This is a genomic window from Oceanobacillus sp. GQ8, from assembly GCF_059758495.1.
The window spans coordinates 263299-281847 of sequence record NZ_JCAXEV010000005.1 but is presented as its reverse complement, the minus strand read 5'-3'; the positions used below and the strand labels follow the sequence as shown (position 1 = coordinate 281847).

Annotated in this window: 26 protein-coding genes and 1 pseudogene; 4 read left to right on the top strand and 23 right to left on the bottom strand. The window is 39.0% G+C overall.

Annotation, left to right across the window (positions count from 1 at the left end; translation table 11 throughout):
• Nucleotides 1-178: 178 nt before the first annotated feature.
• Nucleotides 179-322, bottom strand: a complete 144-nt coding sequence (locus AC6CHS_RS16675) for a hypothetical protein (protein ID WP_155988311.1) — start codon at nucleotides 320-322, stop codon at nucleotides 179-181.
• A gap of 66 nt (nucleotides 323-388) precedes the next feature.
• The gene (locus tag AC6CHS_RS16670; RefSeq protein WP_498237843.1) at nucleotides 389-967 is read right to left on the bottom strand and encodes a redoxin domain-containing protein; all 579 of its coding nucleotides are present in this window, start codon (nucleotides 965-967) and stop codon (nucleotides 389-391) included.
• A 151-nt stretch (nucleotides 968-1118) separates the two neighbouring features.
• Between AC6CHS_RS16670 and AC6CHS_RS16665 the strand changes: the two genes are divergently transcribed.
• On the top strand, nucleotides 1119-2105 hold the full coding sequence (locus AC6CHS_RS16665) for a DmpA family aminopeptidase (protein WP_498237841.1): 987 nt from the start codon (nucleotides 1119-1121) through the stop codon (nucleotides 2103-2105).
• On the opposite strand, the gene AC6CHS_RS16660 is transcribed toward AC6CHS_RS16665, so the two are convergent.
• From AC6CHS_RS16660 to AC6CHS_RS16570, 19 genes and pseudogenes are all read right to left on the bottom strand, one after another.
• Nucleotides 2102-2350, bottom strand: coding sequence for a hypothetical protein (locus AC6CHS_RS16660; protein ID WP_498237840.1), 249 nt, complete (start codon nucleotides 2348-2350; stop codon nucleotides 2102-2104). The two genes, AC6CHS_RS16665 and AC6CHS_RS16660, sit on opposite strands and share 4 nt — an antisense overlap.
• A 37-nt stretch (nucleotides 2351-2387) precedes the next feature.
• Complete coding sequence (locus tag AC6CHS_RS16655; RefSeq protein ID WP_498237838.1) at nucleotides 2388-2741, bottom strand: VOC family protein; 354 nt, start codon at nucleotides 2739-2741, stop codon at nucleotides 2388-2390.
• 41 nt (nucleotides 2742-2782) lie between these two features.
• Nucleotides 2783-3148, bottom strand: a pseudogene (locus AC6CHS_RS16650) (cupin domain-containing protein).
• A gap of 23 nt (nucleotides 3149-3171) precedes the next feature.
• On the bottom strand, nucleotides 3172-3813 hold the full coding sequence (locus AC6CHS_RS16645) for a VC0807 family protein (RefSeq protein ID WP_498237836.1): 642 nt from the start codon (nucleotides 3811-3813) through the stop codon (nucleotides 3172-3174).
• Nucleotides 3814-3933: 120 nt separating this feature from the next.
• Nucleotides 3934-4830 (bottom strand): RluA family pseudouridine synthase, encoded by an 897-nt coding sequence (locus tag AC6CHS_RS16640; RefSeq protein ID WP_498237834.1) that lies wholly within the window; start codon nucleotides 4828-4830, stop codon nucleotides 3934-3936.
• 51 nt (nucleotides 4831-4881) lie between these two features.
• Nucleotides 4882-5112 carry an excisionase family DNA-binding protein gene (locus tag AC6CHS_RS16635; RefSeq protein WP_036577402.1) on the bottom strand — a complete coding sequence of 77 codons (231 nt, stop codon included), beginning with the start codon at nucleotides 5110-5112 and terminating at the stop codon, nucleotides 4882-4884.
• A 118-nt stretch (nucleotides 5113-5230) separates the two neighbouring features.
• The gene (locus AC6CHS_RS16630; RefSeq protein WP_498237832.1) at nucleotides 5231-5509 is read right to left on the bottom strand and encodes a GNAT family N-acetyltransferase; all 279 of its coding nucleotides are present in this window, start codon (nucleotides 5507-5509) and stop codon (nucleotides 5231-5233) included.
• A gap of 258 nt (nucleotides 5510-5767) precedes the next feature.
• Nucleotides 5768-6667 (bottom strand): hypothetical protein, encoded by a 900-nt coding sequence (locus AC6CHS_RS16625; RefSeq protein ID WP_498237830.1) that lies wholly within the window; start codon nucleotides 6665-6667, stop codon nucleotides 5768-5770.
• A gap of 44 nt (nucleotides 6668-6711) precedes the next feature.
• Nucleotides 6712-7236 (bottom strand): signal peptidase I, encoded by a 525-nt coding sequence (locus AC6CHS_RS16620; RefSeq protein ID WP_498237944.1) that lies wholly within the window; start codon nucleotides 7234-7236, stop codon nucleotides 6712-6714.
• A gap of 116 nt (nucleotides 7237-7352) precedes the next feature.
• The gene (locus AC6CHS_RS16615) at nucleotides 7353-7799 is read right to left on the bottom strand and encodes a hypothetical protein (RefSeq protein WP_498237828.1); all 447 of its coding nucleotides are present in this window, start codon (nucleotides 7797-7799) and stop codon (nucleotides 7353-7355) included.
• Nucleotides 7800-7861: 62 nt separating this feature from the next.
• Nucleotides 7862-8647 carry a hypothetical protein gene (locus AC6CHS_RS16610; protein ID WP_498237826.1) on the bottom strand — a complete coding sequence of 262 codons (786 nt, stop codon included), beginning with the start codon at nucleotides 8645-8647 and terminating at the stop codon, nucleotides 7862-7864.
• Nucleotides 8648-8662: 15 nt separating this feature from the next.
• Entirely contained in the window at nucleotides 8663-9088 is a 426-nt protein-coding gene (locus AC6CHS_RS16605) for a hypothetical protein (protein WP_498237824.1), read from the bottom strand.
• Between the two features lie 409 nt (nucleotides 9089-9497).
• Nucleotides 9498-9914 (bottom strand): thiol-disulfide oxidoreductase DCC family protein, encoded by a 417-nt coding sequence (locus AC6CHS_RS16600; protein WP_498237822.1) that lies wholly within the window; start codon nucleotides 9912-9914, stop codon nucleotides 9498-9500.
• A 130-nt stretch (nucleotides 9915-10044) separates the two neighbouring features.
• Nucleotides 10045-10803, bottom strand: a complete 759-nt coding sequence (locus AC6CHS_RS16595; RefSeq protein WP_498237820.1) for a hypothetical protein — start codon at nucleotides 10801-10803, stop codon at nucleotides 10045-10047.
• The gene (locus AC6CHS_RS16590) at nucleotides 10800-11483 is read right to left on the bottom strand and encodes a glycosyltransferase family protein (protein WP_498237818.1); all 684 of its coding nucleotides are present in this window, start codon (nucleotides 11481-11483) and stop codon (nucleotides 10800-10802) included. Before AC6CHS_RS16590 ends, AC6CHS_RS16595 begins: the two co-directional genes overlap by 4 nt.
• Nucleotides 11484-11513: 30 nt before the next feature.
• Nucleotides 11514-12545 carry a S66 family peptidase gene (locus tag AC6CHS_RS16585; protein ID WP_498237816.1) on the bottom strand — a complete coding sequence of 344 codons (1032 nt, stop codon included), beginning with the start codon at nucleotides 12543-12545 and terminating at the stop codon, nucleotides 11514-11516.
• 20 nt (nucleotides 12546-12565) lie between these two features.
• Nucleotides 12566-13294 (bottom strand): class I SAM-dependent methyltransferase, encoded by a 729-nt coding sequence (locus AC6CHS_RS16580; RefSeq protein ID WP_498237814.1) that lies wholly within the window; start codon nucleotides 13292-13294, stop codon nucleotides 12566-12568.
• Nucleotides 13295-13316: 22 nt separating this feature from the next.
• Nucleotides 13317-13775 (bottom strand): DinB family protein, encoded by a 459-nt coding sequence (locus AC6CHS_RS16575; RefSeq protein ID WP_498237812.1) that lies wholly within the window; start codon nucleotides 13773-13775, stop codon nucleotides 13317-13319.
• A gap of 268 nt (nucleotides 13776-14043) precedes the next feature.
• Nucleotides 14044-14880 carry a class I SAM-dependent methyltransferase gene (locus AC6CHS_RS16570; RefSeq protein WP_498237810.1) on the bottom strand — a complete coding sequence of 279 codons (837 nt, stop codon included), beginning with the start codon at nucleotides 14878-14880 and terminating at the stop codon, nucleotides 14044-14046.
• A gap of 329 nt (nucleotides 14881-15209) precedes the next feature.
• On the opposite strand from AC6CHS_RS16570, the gene AC6CHS_RS16565 reads away from it, so the two are divergent.
• From AC6CHS_RS16565 to AC6CHS_RS16555, 3 genes are all read left to right on the top strand, one after another.
• A complete protein-coding gene (locus AC6CHS_RS16565) occupies nucleotides 15210-16187 on the top strand; it encodes an NAD(P)H-quinone oxidoreductase (protein WP_498237808.1) in 978 nt (325 codons plus the stop codon).
• Between the two features lie 210 nt (nucleotides 16188-16397).
• Nucleotides 16398-16844, top strand: a complete 447-nt coding sequence (locus tag AC6CHS_RS16560; RefSeq protein ID WP_498237806.1) for a hypothetical protein — start codon at nucleotides 16398-16400, stop codon at nucleotides 16842-16844.
• A gap of 384 nt (nucleotides 16845-17228) precedes the next feature.
• On the top strand, nucleotides 17229-17408 hold the full coding sequence (locus tag AC6CHS_RS16555; protein WP_498237804.1) for a Spo0E family sporulation regulatory protein-aspartic acid phosphatase: 180 nt from the start codon (nucleotides 17229-17231) through the stop codon (nucleotides 17406-17408).
• A gap of 36 nt (nucleotides 17409-17444) precedes the next feature.
• Here the strand turns inward: AC6CHS_RS16555 and AC6CHS_RS16550 are convergent, their stop codons facing one another.
• Nucleotides 17445-17627: an SH3 domain-containing protein gene (locus AC6CHS_RS16550; RefSeq protein ID WP_498237802.1), complete on the bottom strand. Its 183-nt coding sequence runs from the start codon at nucleotides 17625-17627 to the stop codon at nucleotides 17445-17447.
• Nucleotides 17628-17655: 28 nt separating this feature from the next.
• Entirely contained in the window at nucleotides 17656-18531 is an 876-nt protein-coding gene (locus AC6CHS_RS16545; protein ID WP_498237800.1) for a metallophosphoesterase, read from the bottom strand.
• Between the last annotated feature and the right edge of the window lie 18 nt (nucleotides 18532-18549).

Sequence of the window (18549 nt, the reverse complement as noted above, 5' to 3'; positions counted from 1 at the left end):
ATACTTGCATTCGCCTCTTTTACCGAGTACTTACGTTTTTCATATACTGGGAATTTAAAGTTATAGCTACTGTCATTGCCTCTTGGCTAATACTTTTAACATACAAAAAAAGCCCCGCATTTGGAGCTCTTGCTGAATCAGAATCAGGTGTATATTTTGCATCCATAAAGGGCTTAAATTAATGTGTTAGGATCGATTCAAGAAAACGGATCTCTTCCTGGATTTTTATTTTTATCTGGTCATCTTCATATTTTTGAAGAAGCTCCGTTAAATACTCTCGGTCTCTTTTAAAATAAAACAGCTCTTCTTTCGTATACTCCACTAATATATCCTCCCAGTAGCGCGCTACGCTAGGTATTTTATACCCTATCTCCAAATAATTAAACGGCTATTTTGATGTTTCACTCAATTTTTCATATTCCTGTATCATCTGTTCGTAGGTTAAGGCACCAAAGGCTTTATACCTTATTTTCCCCTCAGCATCAATGAAATACGTAGTAGGAATTGGTTGTATACGATATAACTGACTTACTTTAGCCTTTTCGTCCAATAAGACTGGAAAGGTGACGCCAAATTCCTTTATAAATTCTCTCACTGTCTTTTGATTCACTTCTGTATCAGTTAGGTTAACGGCTAAGATGACAGGACCCTTATCCTGAAAAAATTGCTGCATATCTGGCATCTCTTGTCTGCACGGTGGGCACCAGGTAGACCAAAAGTTTAACAATACTCGCTCTCCTCTATAGTCAGAGAGCCTCACTTGTTCACCTTCTAGTGTTTTCAGTTCAAAGTCCGGTGCCTTATCCCCTACATTCACGCTTAGAGGAACGGTTCCGCTAACTTCCACACTTTCTTCCCCATTGTATAAACCTTTGGAGTGCTCTGCCTTCTTATCGGCAAGCATAAGATTATATACAGAGCCTATTACAATACTAATAGCAAATACGATGAACAAAATCCTTTTCATCACGATGCCTCCGTTTCATTCAGTTATGTATAGTCTGTCTCTTTCCAGCACATAACATACTAAGAAAAGCAGAGTTCGCTCACTAAAATCACAGCGTTTTTGATATTCTATTTTGTTATACTATAGAAAATAGAGAAAGGGAGCTGGGCATTTGGCACTTAATAAGGGAAAGTCAAACTGTATTACTGATGTAAATGGTGTAAAAGTAGGACATGTTACATTGTATGAAGAGCTGGACAAAAATAAGACAATTTGTACGGGAGTAACGGCCATTCTTCCCCACGAAGATAATTTATTTTACAAAAAAGTCCGTGCTGGTAGTGCTATTATAAACGGTTATGGGAAAACTACAGGTCTAGCACAACTAGAGGAAATAGGGCTACTTGAAGCTCCCATTATGCTCACCAACACTTTTAGTGTGGGGGCGGTTTGGCAAGGGACATTGGAGTATATGCTTCAGACGACAAAGGATATTGGGGATACAACAAGCTCAATCAATATTGTAGTTGGGGAGTGTAATGACAGTTACCTGAACTCGATTCGGGAGCAAGCTATTAAACCAGCCCATGCGATACAGGCAATAGAAGCAGCCACTGAACAGCCGGCTAAGGAAGGCGCTATAGGAGCAGGAAAAGGCATGGTCTGCTTTGGTTATAAAGGTGGTGTAGGGACAGCATCTCGCATTATCTCAACTGAAAAAGAACATTACACGCTGGGTTGCCTGGTGGTAAGTAATTTCGGAAAACGGGAAGAAGCTTTGTTTGCAGATTGGGGCAAACATAAACTTGAGACACCAGACGGGTCGATTATGATGATTGTTGCAACAGATGCCCCTCTCTATGACAGGCAATTAAATAGACTAGCCAAACGCTGCGCAGCTGGGCTTGGTAGAACAGGAAGTCATCTGGACAACGGCAGTGGGGACATCGCCATTGCATTTTCGACAGCAAATACCTATGAACACCATGCTGGGAAAACTGATGAGACAATGGTCTACTTGCGAGATGATCATGAGGTTATGAATCAGCTATTCCAAGCTGTAGTGGAAACAACAGAGGAAGCAGTTATTCGTTCATTGCAAATGGCAGAAACCACCCATGGGAGACAAGGTAGAACAATAGAAAAAGCACCTTTTTAAGCTATTGCTTGGCGAGAGCGGGTGAGACGTATTAGTCTCGCTTGCTCTTTCGGGTGCTGTGGGTTCACTTTGACGCCTTTTGGGTTCACTCTATGTCGCTTTCGATTCACTTTGACGCCTTTTGGTTTCACTCTATGTCGCTTTCGATTCACTTTGACGCCTTTTGGTTTCACTCTATGTCGCTTTCGATTCACTTTGACGCATTCTCGATTCACTTTTGGCGTTTTCGATTCACTTTGCAGCATTCTTGATTCACTTCAAAATCGAGCCCCTTCTTGCAGACTATTTCTGTTCTACTAAACCAATGCCTACTCCAGAGGGGTCTACAAGATAAGCGAGGTAAAATGTATCAAAATCCATTTTTTCTCTTACAACCATAGCTCCGTTTTCAATAGCCTGAGCTATCGTTTCAGTTATCGATTCTACTTCAATTTGCACTCTTATCCCGTGTGGGTAATCCTGTGGTCCTTTTGCAATCCCGCCTCCGATCCCATCCTCCCCAGTTTTCACAGCCCAATAATCCCATTTTGGCTCAGCGACTTCCCAGCCAAAAACATTCGCATAAAAGGCAGCTGCTTTCTCAGGTTCCTGGCTATTTATCTCAAAACCTACAACTCTTCCATTTTGTTTGCTCATAGTTTCTACCTTCTCCCTAGTACATTATGTATTTGTTCAAGCTAAATCCAACCATCCTGTTCAGCTGTTAACTTAGAGCTAGCCTCACCTGTGTTCACCACGCCTTTTAGTTCGACAAGCATAATATTGCATTCTGTTTCGGCAATAGGTTTGTGCTCGACACCTTTTGGGACGATATACATTTCTCCTTTGGACAGCTGCGTTTCACCATCTTGAAAGGCTATCTTCATTTCACCTTCCAGTACGATAAATACTTCATCTGTATCTTTATGGGAGTGCCAAACAAACTCACCCTCCACCTTAACCAGTTTAAACTGATAATCATCCATTTCTCCAATGACTTTTGGTGACTAGTGCTCGTGGAATAAAGATAATTTTTCTTTGAAATTAATAGGGTCTATGACCATCTCCACCTTCCTTGTCGCTCCATTTACTTAACAGCTACTTTTCCTTCTTCTCCACCATTTACGTATTGATTGATTTTCACACCAATGAACACAAATCCCAAAGTCAGCACGACAGAAAAGGTCCACCCGCTAATATTCATATAAATAAGCATTTTACCATAGCCCGCTGCGCCGTATGTTTGTAACAAGAAAGCTTTCAATCCATTCATAAAAATACTTCGAGCAACAAATAGCAACGTCAAAAGTTGAAACCACTTCAATAATTGCGGTTTGAAATATAATGTCCTACTATCTTGCCGCGCAAACCCCTGTAAGTAAGCCCAATCCACCATAAAATGTAAAGCTAACGGCTGTTTGATAAAAATGGATAATAAGAATACTACTCCGTAGGCCATGCCCAAATAAACTTTATTCCAGAGCATACTTTCCGCAGAGGAGGAAAGAAGGTTTACAGTCGTGCTGATTGCCAGGGAACCCAAGATAAATAAGCCAGCAATATTGAATTGTTTTTCCTTTAAAAATCGATAAACCGTGTAGATAAAACCAGGTACGGTTGACAATATAATCGCCCAATAATCCCCTATAATCTCTCTCCCGTAATTCCAGATAAGATATGGGACAACGGCATAGCATATAATATCAAGCAAGATAAGCTTTTTATTCATAGTACCTCCTTTTCTTCCATTATACCTAGAAAATTCTACCAGACTCAATCACTTTTTCGATTTTTCTGTTTTTTACGAGAAAAATAACCTGCTTCAATAGCAGGTTATTCTGTACGTTGCTTATTTTGTTTTCGTTAAAAATGATTTCGGAACATCTGCTTTAAAATACATCGGTTGTTCTGTTGTTGGATGGTAAAAAGATAATACATGTGCATGAAGCCCGACTCGTCCAATTGGATTTTGAGTGGAGCCATACTTTTTGTCTCCAACAATCGGATGTCCGAGATCCTGCATGTGGACACGAATTTGGTTCTTCCGTCCTGTCTCTAGCTCTAATTCCATCAAAGAGAAACTATCATTTGCTTTCAACCTTTTATAATGCGTTTTAGCAAATTGGCCGTTGTCTTTATTTTGCGTTGAATACATAACATGTGTTTTACTTTCTAACAGCCAGGAGGAAACGTAACCCTTCTCCTGTTTGACCTTTCCTTCTACTACTGCCACATATTTTCTTTCCCTGACAGCCTGCTTCCAATTGTCCTGTAGCTTAAGCTTCACTGCTTCGCTTTTAGCAAACATCATTACACCAGATGTGTTTTTATCGAGTCGATGCACTACAAAAATGCGGTTTGCAGGATCTTGGATACGCACATGCTCCATTAACTGATAATGGGCCGTCTGCTTTTTTTCTTTTTGTGTGGCAATGGATAACAGACCAGCTTCTTTATTTATGACGATAATATCATCGTCTTCATATAAAATCGTCATCCCAATTAATGCCTGTCTATTTACAGCTGCTTTATTTTTAAGTATCGTAATCGTTTGTCCTGGCTTTAATGGATAGTTATGCTTTGTTTCAATATGATCATCCACTGTAACCTGTCCTCGTGTCAAAATAGATTTCACAGAGTTCCTGCTACGATTAGGCATTGCTTCTAAAAGAAAGGAAAGCAGTTCTGATTTTTCTTTTACACGAAAGATAAGTGTATTCGCCTGGGCTTTTTGATTTTTGGGCATATTTATTCTCCTTTAATAAGAGAGACATTGCTCTCTTTAAAACATATAGGTTTAATCCTCATCATGCACATCAATATCTTCTGGAATTGGTTCATTGAGGTAGTCCTGGATAAGCTTACGGTATTTCTCCACCTGCTCAAAGTGTGTGTTGAACTGTTCTTTATTAATGAGGTACTGTTTTCCATCATGAAGAGAACGAATTCGCCCGTTCAACACCAGTGCTTTTACTTTTGACTCATCCATTGATAAGAATTCTGCTGTTTCCTCAATGTTAAGATACATCTATTTCCCCTCTTTACTTATACATCATGTGATTATTTGAACTATACTAGTATAACAGAAGAGCAATGCACATGTACAAACACCCTCCAGCATGAAGTTTGTTTGGAGGGTGTTTGTATTACTGTTTCAGCACATCTTGATAGTCTGAGGTTTCCTCTAATTTCTTTTTGGCATAAGAGCATTGGGGAACGATTTTTCTTCCATCCTGTCTGGCTTGCTCTACGACCCGTTCGACAAGCTTTCCGGCAAGTCCTTGGCCTTGTAGTGATTCAGATACTACAGTATGATCAATGACAATGTCACCGTTCTCTGAAAAAGTATAGCCAATTTCTGCCTCGGGATTTGTTTCACTCTCGCCAACATAAAATGATTGTGAACCTTCTTTGATTGTAGTCATTTTTATATGCTCCTTATCCTTTTTTAAGTCTTTTCCTTTAAATTGTTTTCGTCAAACCAAACTACATGTAGTAAGAATCTCCGAATGTGTACGTAATATTTTTTGCATAGCTTGTATACAGCCGAAAAAAGATGATAAGTACTTACTGTCTAAGTATGACCTTTTAAGTTGAAAGCCTACTGTTCTTTAAAAGTATGTTCAATGGAAAATGTTCTATGTAAAAAACGTACAGATGTTTTATCACCTGTACGTTCTTGCTTATTTTGTAAACCAGTTATAGAGTGCGTCTGATTCAATCGTTAGATGTGGACCGTTAAGTTTAGGAAATATAACTTTTCCTTCCTCCGAAAAGTCAAGATAGCTATCTCTTACCCGCCACATTTGGGATTCACTGGCATAGTATTCATGGTCTGTATAAACTTGAAACCACGTTATACCACCTGCTTCGTATTCACGCACCGTGATATTTCCAACCTTTTTCTCAAATTCACCGTCGCCATCGCCAACCGATAATTCAATAAATTTATAGCCGTCATCCTTTGTATAGAAGTTTAGTTCCTTTCCTTCTGTTACTCTTGTTGCACCATGTGGTGTTGCTTTAAAAGCAACTTCGCCAGTAATGTATGGCGGTCCTTCCTCTTCTTTATCTACTTGTGTTGCAACTACTTCTAAATGAATGTTTCCTGTTTTCCCTTGAAAAGCAATGTCATTCTCCCCGTGTGGCCAATCTACCATAACTCTAAACTGTTCAGAATCCTGTTCTGGATGGAAGGTATTTTCTAACTCCACTTGCTCCCAGACTCCGTCTTTTAAACGTTCGAACTCCAGGTTTATTGGAGATTGTCCATTATTAGGAAATAAGTCACCCGACAATCCAAGGTTAACTTGATACTCTACTGGTACTGTTGTGTTGTTTTTATTCACTGCAAAAGCATATACTTCTTTTTTCTCCATGCCAGGTACTAGGTCTTCGTCAAGATCAAACTCTGCGTCCCCAATTACTTTGCCTTCCTTATTAACTGCTTCGACATCAAAGTCAGCAGCCTTTGCAATATTGTCTTCACTTGAGAAACCTATTGTAAAATAAGCGACTGTTCCAATAATGGCCATCAATACAAAAGATAAAGCAATTAAGCCAAGTGTTAATTTCTTCCTCATTCTTTCTCCTCCTTAGGATTCATAAATAAAAGTAACCTTGTTATTTAAGTTGGACTTTGCTCTCTTCGCCGAACATATAGCTTTCTCATCCAAACGATTGTTACGTATAGTAGAGGGATTGCTCCCACCACACCCCAGCCACTAGGCGACTTTAGAAACATGGCAACAGATCCTGCCATTGGAATATGAAAGGAATAGGCTCCGTGAATATCTTCTCCATTTACAAGGCTCTCATCTGCCACATTGTTAGCATCACCCTTCGTTTCATATACTGTCCCTTGATCCGTCATTTGTTCATTGATTATACGGTGTGTGACCAAGGTCCCACCCTCTTGCTCAAACGTAATGATATCTCCAACTTTCACGCTATCAACATCATCAGATAACACCACCATATCTCCCGCATGAAAGATTGGGTCCATGCTGTCAGAAAGGACATTCATTAGCTGATAACCAAGTAGGTTAGGATTGCTTCCCGGTTGCTTTACCGTTTGGATCAATGAATAACCAAGTAGAAGAATAAAAACGATTAAGAGAACAATGCCTATGTTCCCCAAGCCTTTCAGCACCTTTTTCAAGTCATAGTCCTCCTTCTCTCATATGTAGCAGTAGCAAGATGGTACTTCCTCTGCTGTTAATAGTTACAAATCCCTTTTCGTTCTCCACTCTAAAGCAAAGCAAGCAATTATTTTCCCTGTCCCTTACTTACTTGTTCCATCTCCTTTTTTGCTTCTAGAAAAATGGATTCTAACATCGCTTGTACTTCTTCTTTCTCGCTGTCTTCCAAAGTAATTAATAGCTCATCCGCATAATCCTGCAAAGCCTTTACGCGTTGCTCTTTTTCCTTTGTAGTAAATTCCTGCAGCTTTTCTGATGTTCCTTGTAATTCTGTTTCTAGTTCTTTTTTAATCCGTTTAGTTTGCTTCATCTGTTCGTCTGCAAGTGCCTCTTCAATCTCACTAATAGCATCCGTCTTCTTTTGATCAAACCAACCTGCCAGCATTCCTTTTACGTCCTCATCGGCAAACACTACATTTATCCCACTACCTAAGATGATAAAGAGAATAAGAGCGCCAACTAAAAACCGTCTTTTTTTCCGTTGTTGGTGCTTGACCAATCTACTATCTTCCACTATTTGGTCACTCCTTTAATAGATGGCAACGCCTATGCCACTGCACAGACGTTGCCATCCTTTTATTCTTTGCTTGACATAGAAGAAACAACATCATCTAAAGCTGTTTTTGCTTCATCTTCTAGAGTCTGAGCTGCGGCAGTGATGATTGCCTTTTGTTCTTCTACCAGATCTTCAAGTAATTCTTCTACAACTTCTCTCACATCATCAATTTTCCAATTAATTTGGTTTTTAAGGTTCCTAGTGTTGATTTCTTGCTGGTTATCGACCTCAGCCTCAATTTCCTCTCGAGCTTGTCGAATTGCTTCTTCCAATTCTGAAACTGCAGAGTCTTTCGCTACAGTCAAATCATCGGTCAATTGTCCAAGTGCTTCTTCGCCTTCTGTACCAGTGAAGGCTGTCAAGTCATTTGTTGCATAATTGACTCCTTCTTCTCCTAATCTCTCAATCTCGAAATACCCTTCCAGGAAGAGATTATAAAACTTGACACCCATGCCTTCTAAAATCTCAGCTTTTGTTCCCTCAAGTGATTCGATATGGCTATTTTTCACTTGGGTAATGGCCGCTTCAGCACTTTCGGTTTCGCTTGCTCTTTTTCCATCAATGTCCCCACTAGCATCTGCTTTAAGACCATTATATTCTGCAGTAAGTCCTGGCAATTTCCCTTCTCCATATGCTGTTACATCGGCTTCAATTTCAGCCGCTGTTTCATTAAACAAACCATCATACCAACTCTTCAAATTAGCACCTGCGTCTGTACCTGCTAATGCCGCGCCTGTACCGGAGATCACTCCTACTGTAATCACACCAACTGCAAGTTTCCCTTTTACTGTACGTAATACTTTCATTCAAATACCCCTTTTCTATTTGGTTTCATTTTTGGATTCCATAAGAATTGATTTTATAATGGCTTTTGTTTCCACTTCTAAGGATTCATCTAGCTCAGCTTTCTTTTCGTCATGTAAGCTATGAAAAATGTCAGATTCCAATAACGTTTTTTTTGATTCTTTCAATTGTGTTAAGTAGGCTTCTTTTTGTTTGATAATTTCTTTCTTAGCATTTTTGGTAACCGTTACACCATGTGTTTGCAGTTGTTCCGCATTTTCTTCCAACACTGTATCTACCGTTTTTTGCACAACTTCCCTTGCGATTGCAATCGACTGGATATACGTATCAATTTGGTGAGAAGCATCCCACCAGTTGTTTGGTGATGCGTGCTTTTCAGCAAACGCAGTCCCTGCATGCAATAGAACTAGGAGCATTAATAGAGCCATGCCCAACCGCTTCATTCCAATACAACCTTTCCTTTAAGCAAATACATGAATAGATCTCCCCCCTTTTTAAGAATCGTATGGGACTTCGAGTTCTTTCGTTCTATATCAAGAACATTTAAATCGTATTATAGAACACAAAAGTTTAGAATGCAATCTAGTAAATCTAGTGTTCTATCTCATTTATAGTTAAATATCTCTAAATTTCTTTTGTTTACTCTATTTTTCACCCATGATTATTTTATGCAAAGATTCGTTAGACAACTATCGTATGGAGATTGTAGTAGATTGTCAGGATTTGATTAGATAGGAAGAAACATTCGAGAAGTTGTCCCTGTATCAATTTCAATTTAACCCCCGGGCAAGACAAAAAAACGATGCCCTAAACTGTATTGGGCATCGTTTCACTTGATAATTCTATTTATAATTACGGTAGATTTACCTCTGTACGCTCTTCCAAAAACCTGGATCTTTCCTCAGGGGAGGGCAGTTTACAGCTTTCCCTTTTGCCAAACCACTTATATCGGTTCCTGGCCACAATATTATAAAATAAATCTCGTATCGGCTTCGGTATAACAAGCAACACAGAAAATACTTTCCATAATCCTTTCAAGTTTTTGCATATTTTTAATGCTGCAGTGGACTTAGTGTAAAAGGTCCCATCCTCAACTAGAATCATACTATCTAGTGAAGGATCAATCTTGTAATATTCCTTCACTCGTTCACCAGCTCCACTTTGCAACGAGGCAAATGTAAACTTAGCCTCCGGGTCTCTCTTCATTACAAATTGAACACTTCTATCACAAAAGTTACATACCCCGTCAAACAAGATAAGCCTCTGCATTCTCTCACCATCCTCATGGAGACTCTTCTAGTATTAGTTTTTCCCTGTATCATGTCTATAAAACAACGTTCTAGAAATGATAGAATCATGAGTAGTCAAAATTGGGGATATATCACTTCCTCATCTTCCTCTACTCTTTCTCACCAAGATCCCTTTCCAATTCCTGTTCAGATAACATGGGTAAGTATTGTAATGTCTGGTATTTTTCATCATTATCATAGACTCCACTCTTTTGATAATATCCCCCTTCTGGTAACGTCTCTTCTTCGGCCTCGTTTAAGGGGTACCAGCCTATCCTCATAAGCGCATTACCGGTGATGAATTCTTGCAAATTGTCTAACTCTCCTAGCCGATAATAATTTTTTAGGGTGATTGCCCATTCTTCTGGGATTTGCTTTGCCCCGTAGGTGTGTTCTTTTAAAGAATAAATCTCCTCAAACTGTAATTGGGGCTCATAATGCTCTTCCTCATTCATTTCATAAAAATGTCGTGGTCGATGCATATAGATGCCTAATTTATCTGTTTCCATAGCTGGATGGATATTCCATACTATATACGCTTCTTCTGGATCTTCTTTATCTATTCTCCAAATTTTTGGTAACAAGCTGTTCTCTACAATAGTCAGCTTCCATTTATGGTTTTTCCATTCCCAAAAACTTGCGCCCATATAGTTATCCTCTGAGATAAACGGAACAAAAGCATGAGAATCTGTCACTTTCACTATTTCCTGCACTACATCCACTTTCGCTTCGGGGTACACCTCATTTATTAGCTCTTTTGCTTCATCTGTCGTATAAAATTTCTCTGGAGAAGACGGATAAAAGTAATAAAGAAGTGTTCCTGTAGCTGCTAAAACAATCAATATTGCTAGAGGGATCATCTTTTTCATTCGTTACTCTCCTCCTTAAAAATAGAAATCGGAGAGCGGTAATAATAATGCGCTTCTGGCGTTGTAATGAGCCAACCCTTCCCATCATCCTCTATAAATACCATGGTGTCGATTCCACTGCCCCATTTTGGATCTATGCCAGTTATAAGATAGGGGAAACGTTCTTCTTCGTCATAAAGGCTGTCTATCCATTTGTCATTTTTTAGCTTTTGTCGTTCGAGATTAGCGAGTGCATCGTTTAGTTTTTCTTTATGTAAAGTCTTCCCTCCCGCACTGATGAAGTTGCTGGTAATTAATTCGGGCTCGTGGATATTGGCTAAATAAGTCTCTGGTTCATTTGGATAAAAAAAGTCTTGGATTGGCTGGCTTAGCATTGTTGTTGCAAACAAAATATAGCTTCCCAAAAAGCCGGTCCAAGCATATTTACGGTACCAATGCCAATTGCGCCTTTTTATAAGAAATTCGAAATATATTATCATAACGCCTATTGGGATAACAGGGACCGAGTAGGAGGCGATTTCATATTTGATATTGAGAAGACCAATAGAAGTAATGATTAGGATCAGCCACGGCTTCGGATTCCCTTTTTCCATTCTTTTATAAAAGTAATATACCAATAAAAGAATGCAACCAATCCCCAAAATCGTCGTGATGAGTTCAACTATTTTTATGTTTTCCACTTCAAACAATCCTTTGTCTAACAGTTTCCCTTATACAACAGCATTTTCTACAATTGAAAATGTTTTTTGCTGACAATTTATCTCTGCCTTCACTCCATAAGGCAACACAATTTTTGGCTCTGTATGCCCAAAATTCAGATTATAAAGTACTGGCATTTTTTCCAGCCCATATTCTTTAAGGACTAGGCGAATGGACTCTTTATACGATTCATAATGCCTCTCATCCTGTGGTTTACCAAAGATGATCCCTTTGGCTTTTTCTAAGATTCCTTGAGCAGCATAGTTTCGTAACCAAAAGATGAGCGATTGTGGGGCTGGTTTGTCTTCTGAAGTTTCAAAGAACAGGATAGCATCTCCCCAATAAGCTTCCTCTGGCCAAATCTTAGTTCCTTTTGCAAATTCAAGAACTTCGATACAGCCGCCGATTAATCGACCTGTTACAGTTCCTTCCCCTTGTAGCAACTCAAACCCTTTGTTTTTCTGCTTTTTTCTTTTCTGATTCTTATTCGCAATATCCCACTCTAAAAATTCACTAGTCCACTCTTCCGCTGGTAATATTTCACCTACAGCGCTATCTTGAAACAATGTTCGTTTTATATGATCGACTGTATAAGCATCCATCTCTACATTTTCAGCAAAGTCTGTTAAAATCGCAGGCCCATAAAAGGAAGAGAGCCCTGCCCTGTGACAAAGCAAATGGGAAATTGTTACATCGGAGTAACCCATAAAGATCTTTGGATTATGGCGGATGATGTCAAAATCAATATAGGGAAGCATTCGTATGCTGTCACTGCCCCCGATATTAGCAATAATTGCTTTTATGCTTTTGTCCTGAAATGCCTCCATTAAATCTTGCGCTCTTGCTTCAGGATGGGAATCGATATAGTCCGTCCCTTTTAAGCTATGCGGCATTGCCACCACCTTTAGGCCAAAGACTTCTTCTAGACGCTGTACACCTTGCTCATAACGCCACCTTATTTCAGGGTCACCTGCTCCTCCCCATGAAGGACTAATGGTAGCGACCTTGTCACCAGGTTGCAGTTTGTTCGGTTTTGTCAGCATAGTTCAACACCCTTCCGATATTATTTTTCACAAGAAAACAGAAGGAACAGAGGGATCCTTTTTCTCCTTTCAAACTCTTCTTCTGTTTTAAAATTCTCCCGCTCAGGAGGACATTCACTTAGGTTTTTTATTTGAAAACTCGCTTCCGTTAGCAGACGAAAATATTCTTCTATTGTTCGATGGTATTTCACTACCTCTTTATCGATCCAATTTTCCACTCTTCCATCTAAATCAAAGTAATGGTCTACATTCCAGCTCGTTCTTTTTCCCTCCAAGGCTCCGTATTTTGATGCAGTAAGCACTGGATGCTGGACACTAAAAATAAACCTACCATCTGCACGTAATGCCTGATAGACTCTCTCAAAAATGCCAGAAAGATCTTCTATATAATGAAAAACAAGTCGAGATGTAATCAAGTCATAGCGGTTTGTCGGAAGGTTCCAGTTTTCTAATGGCGCATGATGAATAGAAGCAGATTCATTTGAAAGGTTCTCTCTAGCAGCTTCCACCATTTTCTCTGAACCCTCTACCGCCTCATAGCCTTTGCAGCCGGCTTCTAAAAGATCTAGCCCAAACAACCCGTCTCCACAGCCTAGATCAAGAATTTCACTACCTTTCACGTCACCGATAAACCGCATCAATGTGGGGTACTCTATTATGTTGTTCGGACTCTCTTTGCGGTTTCTTCTAGCAATGTAATTTCTATTAAACTCTTCATTATCGTATACAGCCGATCCTTTATACCCCAAAGACTCTCCCCCTTACCGCTTTTTATAACTCTCTCCCAATCAAATTAGCTGATACTGGTTTCTTATTTAGCTCCCTTGCCCACACGGAAAGCTGCCCAATATGATGGATCTCATGTACGAGAACATGGTTCATAACATCTTCTGCTATGTATTCATCCTCCTGCCATGATGCCTTTACCTTTGCCTCCATGTTTATTTCTTCTAACCTATCTAGAAACGAGTCCAATTCAAGTCTCAAGGTATCTGAGAGTTTCCTTAATTTGTTTATGCTTTGATACTCTTCAAAGGAGAACGCCACGTCTTCTTTTCCTTCAATAGCACGTATCCAACTGTACTCGACATCAATAATGTGGAAGAGTGTATACAAAATGCTTCCTGTTCCACCAATCCTTTTCTTGTTTAATTCACTGTCAGGTAATTGGTCACACCAATCGAACCATTCATCGCGGACCTGCCAATTATACTTAAATAACTGTTGCAAACTATCTCCCCCTTTTTTCATTGGATTCATTACTTAAAACAAGAACAAACAATTCATACAATTATTATAATTGTAGCAAAAAAAGCAAAGCCTTTACATGTGAATTTATTATAAAATCTCGCATTCGCTCGTCTTTTAGCGAATTTATACGTTTTTCTCATACTTGGACATTAAAATTTTAACTGCATCGTAATTGCTTCCTAGCTAAAATTTAATACTTCCTAATGTGTAAAAAAAGAAACCAGCTGACAGCTGATTCCCTTTAATATTATTCTGCGGTTAGCGCAATAGTAGATAACGGACGAATTGGGAACATGCTTTTATTTCTCTGTAATATACGTATTTCGGATTGAATTAATTCTTTCAGTTTTCCTGGTATTTGTGGTAACTGTTTTAATTCCTCTTCGGCAAATTCTAGTGCCATGTCTACTTCCCATTCTCCATCCTTAAGCTTTGGTGAATAAATGGATTCCTCTTTCACAACATTCCAACCTGTGCCTTCTATAATATCTTTGATATCTTCCACAGTAAAAAGGCTCCGAATGTTTGATTCACTGCTCTCTTTAAATGCCTCGTACTGCGCTTGCAGAAGGACCGCTAATATATGAGACTGTTGCTCAACATGTTGGATGGCAGGATCCCATTCAGCAAAACATAATTTTTTTCCCCAACTCCTGGATTTTTTCAATATCGCAGCAAGTTCATCAGCGGAACGTAAATACCATGAGGCATGCGAAAATACGATATAGTCAAAATGCTTTTCTGGAAAAGTTACATTGTCAGCTAACATATCGACTTGGAACTGGATATCCATTTGCTTACCCAATGAAGATGCTAGTAAATAATCTCTTGATTCTCCAAGTGTCACAGGACTTCCATAATCAGGACCTGCGATATCAATTGCATGGACATGTCCCTTTTCCCCTGTGAAATATGCCAGTACTGCTGTCGTATCACCTTGTCCGCACCCTATTTCTAGAATCTTACTCCCTGCTTCGATCCCCCATGATTCCGCTAGCTTTACGCGATGTTCTGTTTGATCTGTTTGAATTTCCCCTTTAACTGCCATACATGTTGCTATTTCTGAGACAATGGACTCTCTCATCCAACTCCCCCTTCTCTTTGTGGACGTTATTCATAAGCTTATCCTTTATTGTGAAAAATGGGAACACTTTTTTTTAATGAGAAGCGTCTCGAAATGTTAGTTCAAATCGTTTGCCGGTAATTTCTTTTTGGCGTAGTATAAAGTGAAACTTCAATCAGTGGGGGTTTTCGTTCTTTCCCCACTGATTGTTAGTTAAACGAATCGGGGTGTTAGCGTCCGTTTACTCCCACTTAAACATCATTGTATCACTTCATGCTTTGGAGTGGGATCTTACGGACGGTTTCACCGGGATAAGTGCTACAAAATAATGATTTAAAGGAGCGTTCGTCATGAAAGCAGTTGTCGTTAATCAACCTGGTGGTGCAGAACAGCTTCAAGTAGAAGAGGTTAACAAGCCTTCTCCCGGAAAAGGGGAGCTTCTCATAAAAGTAAAAGCAGCAGCTATCAACCGTACAGATATTATTTCACGTGAAGGAAAATCAGGCTATATGAAAAACCCTATTCTCGGGGTTGAAGTAGCGGGAGAAGTCGTAGATGGTGGAGAGGAAGCAACTGTCCCACTCGGTACCAGTGTAATGGGGCTTGTTAATGGTGGGGGTTATGCAGAATATGCAGTGATGCCAACTGATCGGGCAATGATTGTCCCAGATAGTCTCAGTTATGAAGAAGCTGCCGCTATACCCGAAGTGTTTCTTACCGCATTCCAAACCCTATTTTGGCTTGGTGAACTTTCCGAAAAAGAAACCGTGTTAATTCACGCAGGGGGAAGTGGTGTAGGAACTGCTGCTATTCAGTTGGCCAGCCAGTTAACCAATGCTAAAATCATTACAACGGCTGGTTCCAAGGAAAAGTTAGATAACTGCCGATCACTTGGAGCAGATGTTGGGATTAATTATAAAGAACAAGATTTTGCTGAAGAAGTTTTAAAAGAAACAGATGGTGTTGGTGCTGACGTCATTCTAGACTTTATCGGTGCCTCCTACTGGGAAAAGAACTTGAAAAGCATCGCTGTAGATGGGCGTTGGGTCTTAATTGGCATGCTTGGAGGAAGTAAGGTAGATGAGGTTGACCTCATGTCTCTTATGGGCAAACGAGTCCATCTTAAAGGGACACTTCTCACCCCAAGAAGTGATGACTATAAACAAGAACTTACGAATGATTTTGCAAAAAACGCCTTGCCACTGTTTAAGCAGGGTAAACTAAAAGCAATCGTGGACCGTGTATTCCCTATGGAAGAGATATCTGAGGCACATCGCCATATGGAAGCAAATAAAAATATTGGGAAGATCATTGTAGCAATGGAATAAGTGCTCCAAGGGACGTCTCTCTTAGCAGAGAGACGCATATGGCACAATAGTTATATAAGCACCGGCAACCTACTTTAGGTCGTTGGTGCTTCTTTTAATTGATAGGTAATCCATGATGCTATGTTCAAGCATTATGTGTTAATTTAATTCTATATATAGAATATTATAATTTATATAGAATAAAAAACACGTACAGATTGGAGGGATTTAATGAGAAATAAGAAAAGTCTTTTACTTATAATTAGTGTGTTTCTTATTGCAATGGCTGGTTTGCTATATTTTTTAAAATTAAATGATCATACTTCATTTGAAAATCTGAATGATATTCATAAAGAAGAAATATCCCAGATTGATATTATCAGATCTTCTGATAGTGCTGTTAAAACTATGGAAAATGCAAATGAGATCGAAAAAGTGATAAACATCTTTTCAGGTATTAGAAAAATTAAAGAAACGGATGGCGATTATTCCAATATTAATGAGCTATATTGGATTACAATCAAAGAAAAAAAGCAGAGAAGATATGGAGTAACGCTTATGTTAGGTAAAGAAGACGATTTTGTATCCATATTTAACTATGATGAAGGAGACAGCTCTAATTATAAAATAATTGAAAGTAACAAACTAAAATTGATTGACAAATTTTTTGAAGAGTAAAGAAGCATGTCTGCTATGAACAAACATTCTTCTTTTTAACTTTACATGGTTGTCCATCCACTTTTTGCGTGAACAACGATTATTAGGCTCTTCTTTTTTATAAATCGGATAGTTTTCCCAATTACTTGATATTTAAATTTGGAACTTCGTTTTTTAGTAGATAAATAAGCAGGAATATGGATTTGATTTACAATTCATTTGTCGAGGTTATATGATAATGGACGTTTTATCTCCTCAAGCGAATTTTGTCACATTTTATGCTGTTTTAGCTTGTTTTGTAGAAACTATTGCATTACCAAGCAAAGTTTTGCATACTTACTTTTGTGCGTTTGTGACGAACGTCCCAAAATATTTTCATATATGAAGAAAAGGAGCTTTTTAGTTATGAAAGTTATTAAACCAGCCGAAGCCAAACTAAACTCAGCAATTATCAACAAACAAAAGGAAATGCTAGATTATGCTAAACGTTATGGCATGACCGACCGTCGTACCGTTTTGTGTAGCCAGCAGCTTGATGTCTTGTTAAACAAACAGTTAAAATCAACCCTTTCGCTAACTGGGTAAAGAACTCAGATAGATCACCATGACTCTTCGTTTTGCTTATAAACAGGATTTCGGTATCCAGCCAACCTCACCTTGTTTGTTTTTAATTAATACATAGCCAGTGCAGTCAGCATTTATAATAGAAATCACGTCACCTTCGTGTACAGATAAGAAAGTTGTACTCACATCACCTTTGCTACGTATTGTTCTTCCTGAATGGATAAGATATTCATTTTTCACCCATTGTTTTACTCCTAGGCTCTTATTCTCACAGAATTGTAAAAAACGTATCATCTTTTAGCAACGTAAATTCATAATTGGGATAGGTGACTGTGCCAATACGTCCTGTCAGGTCCTTATGTTCTTGTCGGACGGTGGCTCGCTTATATATTTCATCTACAAATGTATAGGAAAAATGCCCATTCTCATAGAGGACCGCGTTCAGCTGGCCATCTGATTTTATTTGGTTCCCACCATCCATGGTAATTATCTTTTTTTCTGTATCTATGATTGGATTATTGGAACTGATTTTATCCGCGGTATAATTTACCGCGGGCCAGTGGCCAACAATAACTGGCTTTTCTGCCTCGTGACCTTGCTGGTAAAAGGAAGGCATAGCAAGAGCTGACTGTTCACTTGTATTTTCCCAGTCAAGCCTGTTCTCAATTCCAGCATGTACAAGGATAAATGCATCTGTTTCATAAGCCAGTGGCCTGCTTATTAGCCATTCCATCTCGTTAGAAAAATGCTCTCTGTAAAAATCACCCAGTTCCTTTAAGCTTGAAAAGTCATCTAGCTTCTTTTGTTTAAGATGAAGCATGTCATGAAAAAGAGAATTGGGTTGATTTTTGATATAGTTCCATATTGCTTCCTTCTCATCCAGTACATACTGAAAGAGAATGTCGCAGTTACCTTTTGTTATAAACACACGATTTGAAGATTGTTGCAACTCCATGGCATAACGTACAACCTCCAAGCTATTTGGGCCTTTTTCACAAAGGTCGCCATTAATGAATAGATAATCCTCTGACGTGTAGACTACTTTATCTAGCAGTCTTTTAAATAATTCCTTGCTTGCATGAATATCAGAGACAATGATAACTCTTTTACCTGGTTCTAACTGTAATTTCTCTATCTCAAGCATAGTTAATCACCTTTCTTG

Bases quoted from the DNA above. Each gene is read 5' to 3' on its own strand.
- AC6CHS_RS16670 (WP_498237843.1), bottom strand. From the start codon at position 967: ATGAAAAGGATTTTGTTCATCGTATTTGCTATTAGTATTGTAATAGGC.
- AC6CHS_RS16660 (WP_498237840.1), bottom strand. From the start codon at position 2,350: ATGCTGCAAAGTGAATCGAAAACGCCAAAAGTGAATCGAGAATGCGTC.
- AC6CHS_RS16655 (WP_498237838.1), bottom strand. From the start codon at position 2,741: ATGAGCAAACAAAATGGAAGAGTTGTAGGTTTTGAGATAAATAGCCAG.
- AC6CHS_RS16645 (WP_498237836.1), bottom strand. From the start codon at position 3,813: ATGAATAAAAAGCTTATCTTGCTTGATATTATATGCTATGCCGTTGTC.
- AC6CHS_RS16640 (WP_498237834.1), bottom strand. From the start codon at position 4,830: ATGCCCAAAAATCAAAAAGCCCAGGCGAATACACTTATCTTTCGTGTA.
- AC6CHS_RS16635 (WP_036577402.1), bottom strand. From the start codon at position 5,112: ATGTATCTTAACATTGAGGAAACAGCAGAATTCTTATCAATGGATGAG.
- AC6CHS_RS16630 (WP_498237832.1), bottom strand. From the start codon at position 5,509: ATGACTACAATCAAAGAAGGTTCACAATCATTTTATGTTGGCGAGAGT.
- AC6CHS_RS16625 (WP_498237830.1), bottom strand. From the start codon at position 6,667: ATGAGGAAGAAATTAACACTTGGCTTAATTGCTTTATCTTTTGTATTG.
- AC6CHS_RS16610 (WP_498237826.1), bottom strand. From the start codon at position 8,647: ATGAAAGTATTACGTACAGTAAAAGGGAAACTTGCAGTTGGTGTGATT.
- AC6CHS_RS16605 (WP_498237824.1), bottom strand. From the start codon at position 9,088: ATGAAGCGGTTGGGCATGGCTCTATTAATGCTCCTAGTTCTATTGCAT.
- AC6CHS_RS16600 (WP_498237822.1), bottom strand. From the start codon at position 9,914: ATGCAGAGGCTTATCTTGTTTGACGGGGTATGTAACTTTTGTGATAGA.
- AC6CHS_RS16595 (WP_498237820.1), bottom strand. From the start codon at position 10,803: ATGAAAAAGATGATCCCTCTAGCAATATTGATTGTTTTAGCAGCTACA.
- AC6CHS_RS16585 (WP_498237816.1), bottom strand. From the start codon at position 12,545: ATGCTGACAAAACCGAACAAACTGCAACCTGGTGACAAGGTCGCTACC.
- AC6CHS_RS16570 (WP_498237810.1), bottom strand. From the start codon at position 14,880: ATGAGAGAGTCCATTGTCTCAGAAATAGCAACATGTATGGCAGTTAAA.
- AC6CHS_RS16565 (WP_498237808.1), top strand. From the start codon at position 15,210: ATGAAAGCAGTTGTCGTTAATCAACCTGGTGGTGCAGAACAGCTTCAA.
- AC6CHS_RS16560 (WP_498237806.1), top strand. From the start codon at position 16,398: ATGAGAAATAAGAAAAGTCTTTTACTTATAATTAGTGTGTTTCTTATT.
- AC6CHS_RS16555 (WP_498237804.1), top strand. From the start codon at position 17,229: ATGAAAGTTATTAAACCAGCCGAAGCCAAACTAAACTCAGCAATTATC.
- AC6CHS_RS16545 (WP_498237800.1), bottom strand. From the start codon at position 18,531: ATGCTTGAGATAGAGAAATTACAGTTAGAACCAGGTAAAAGAGTTATC.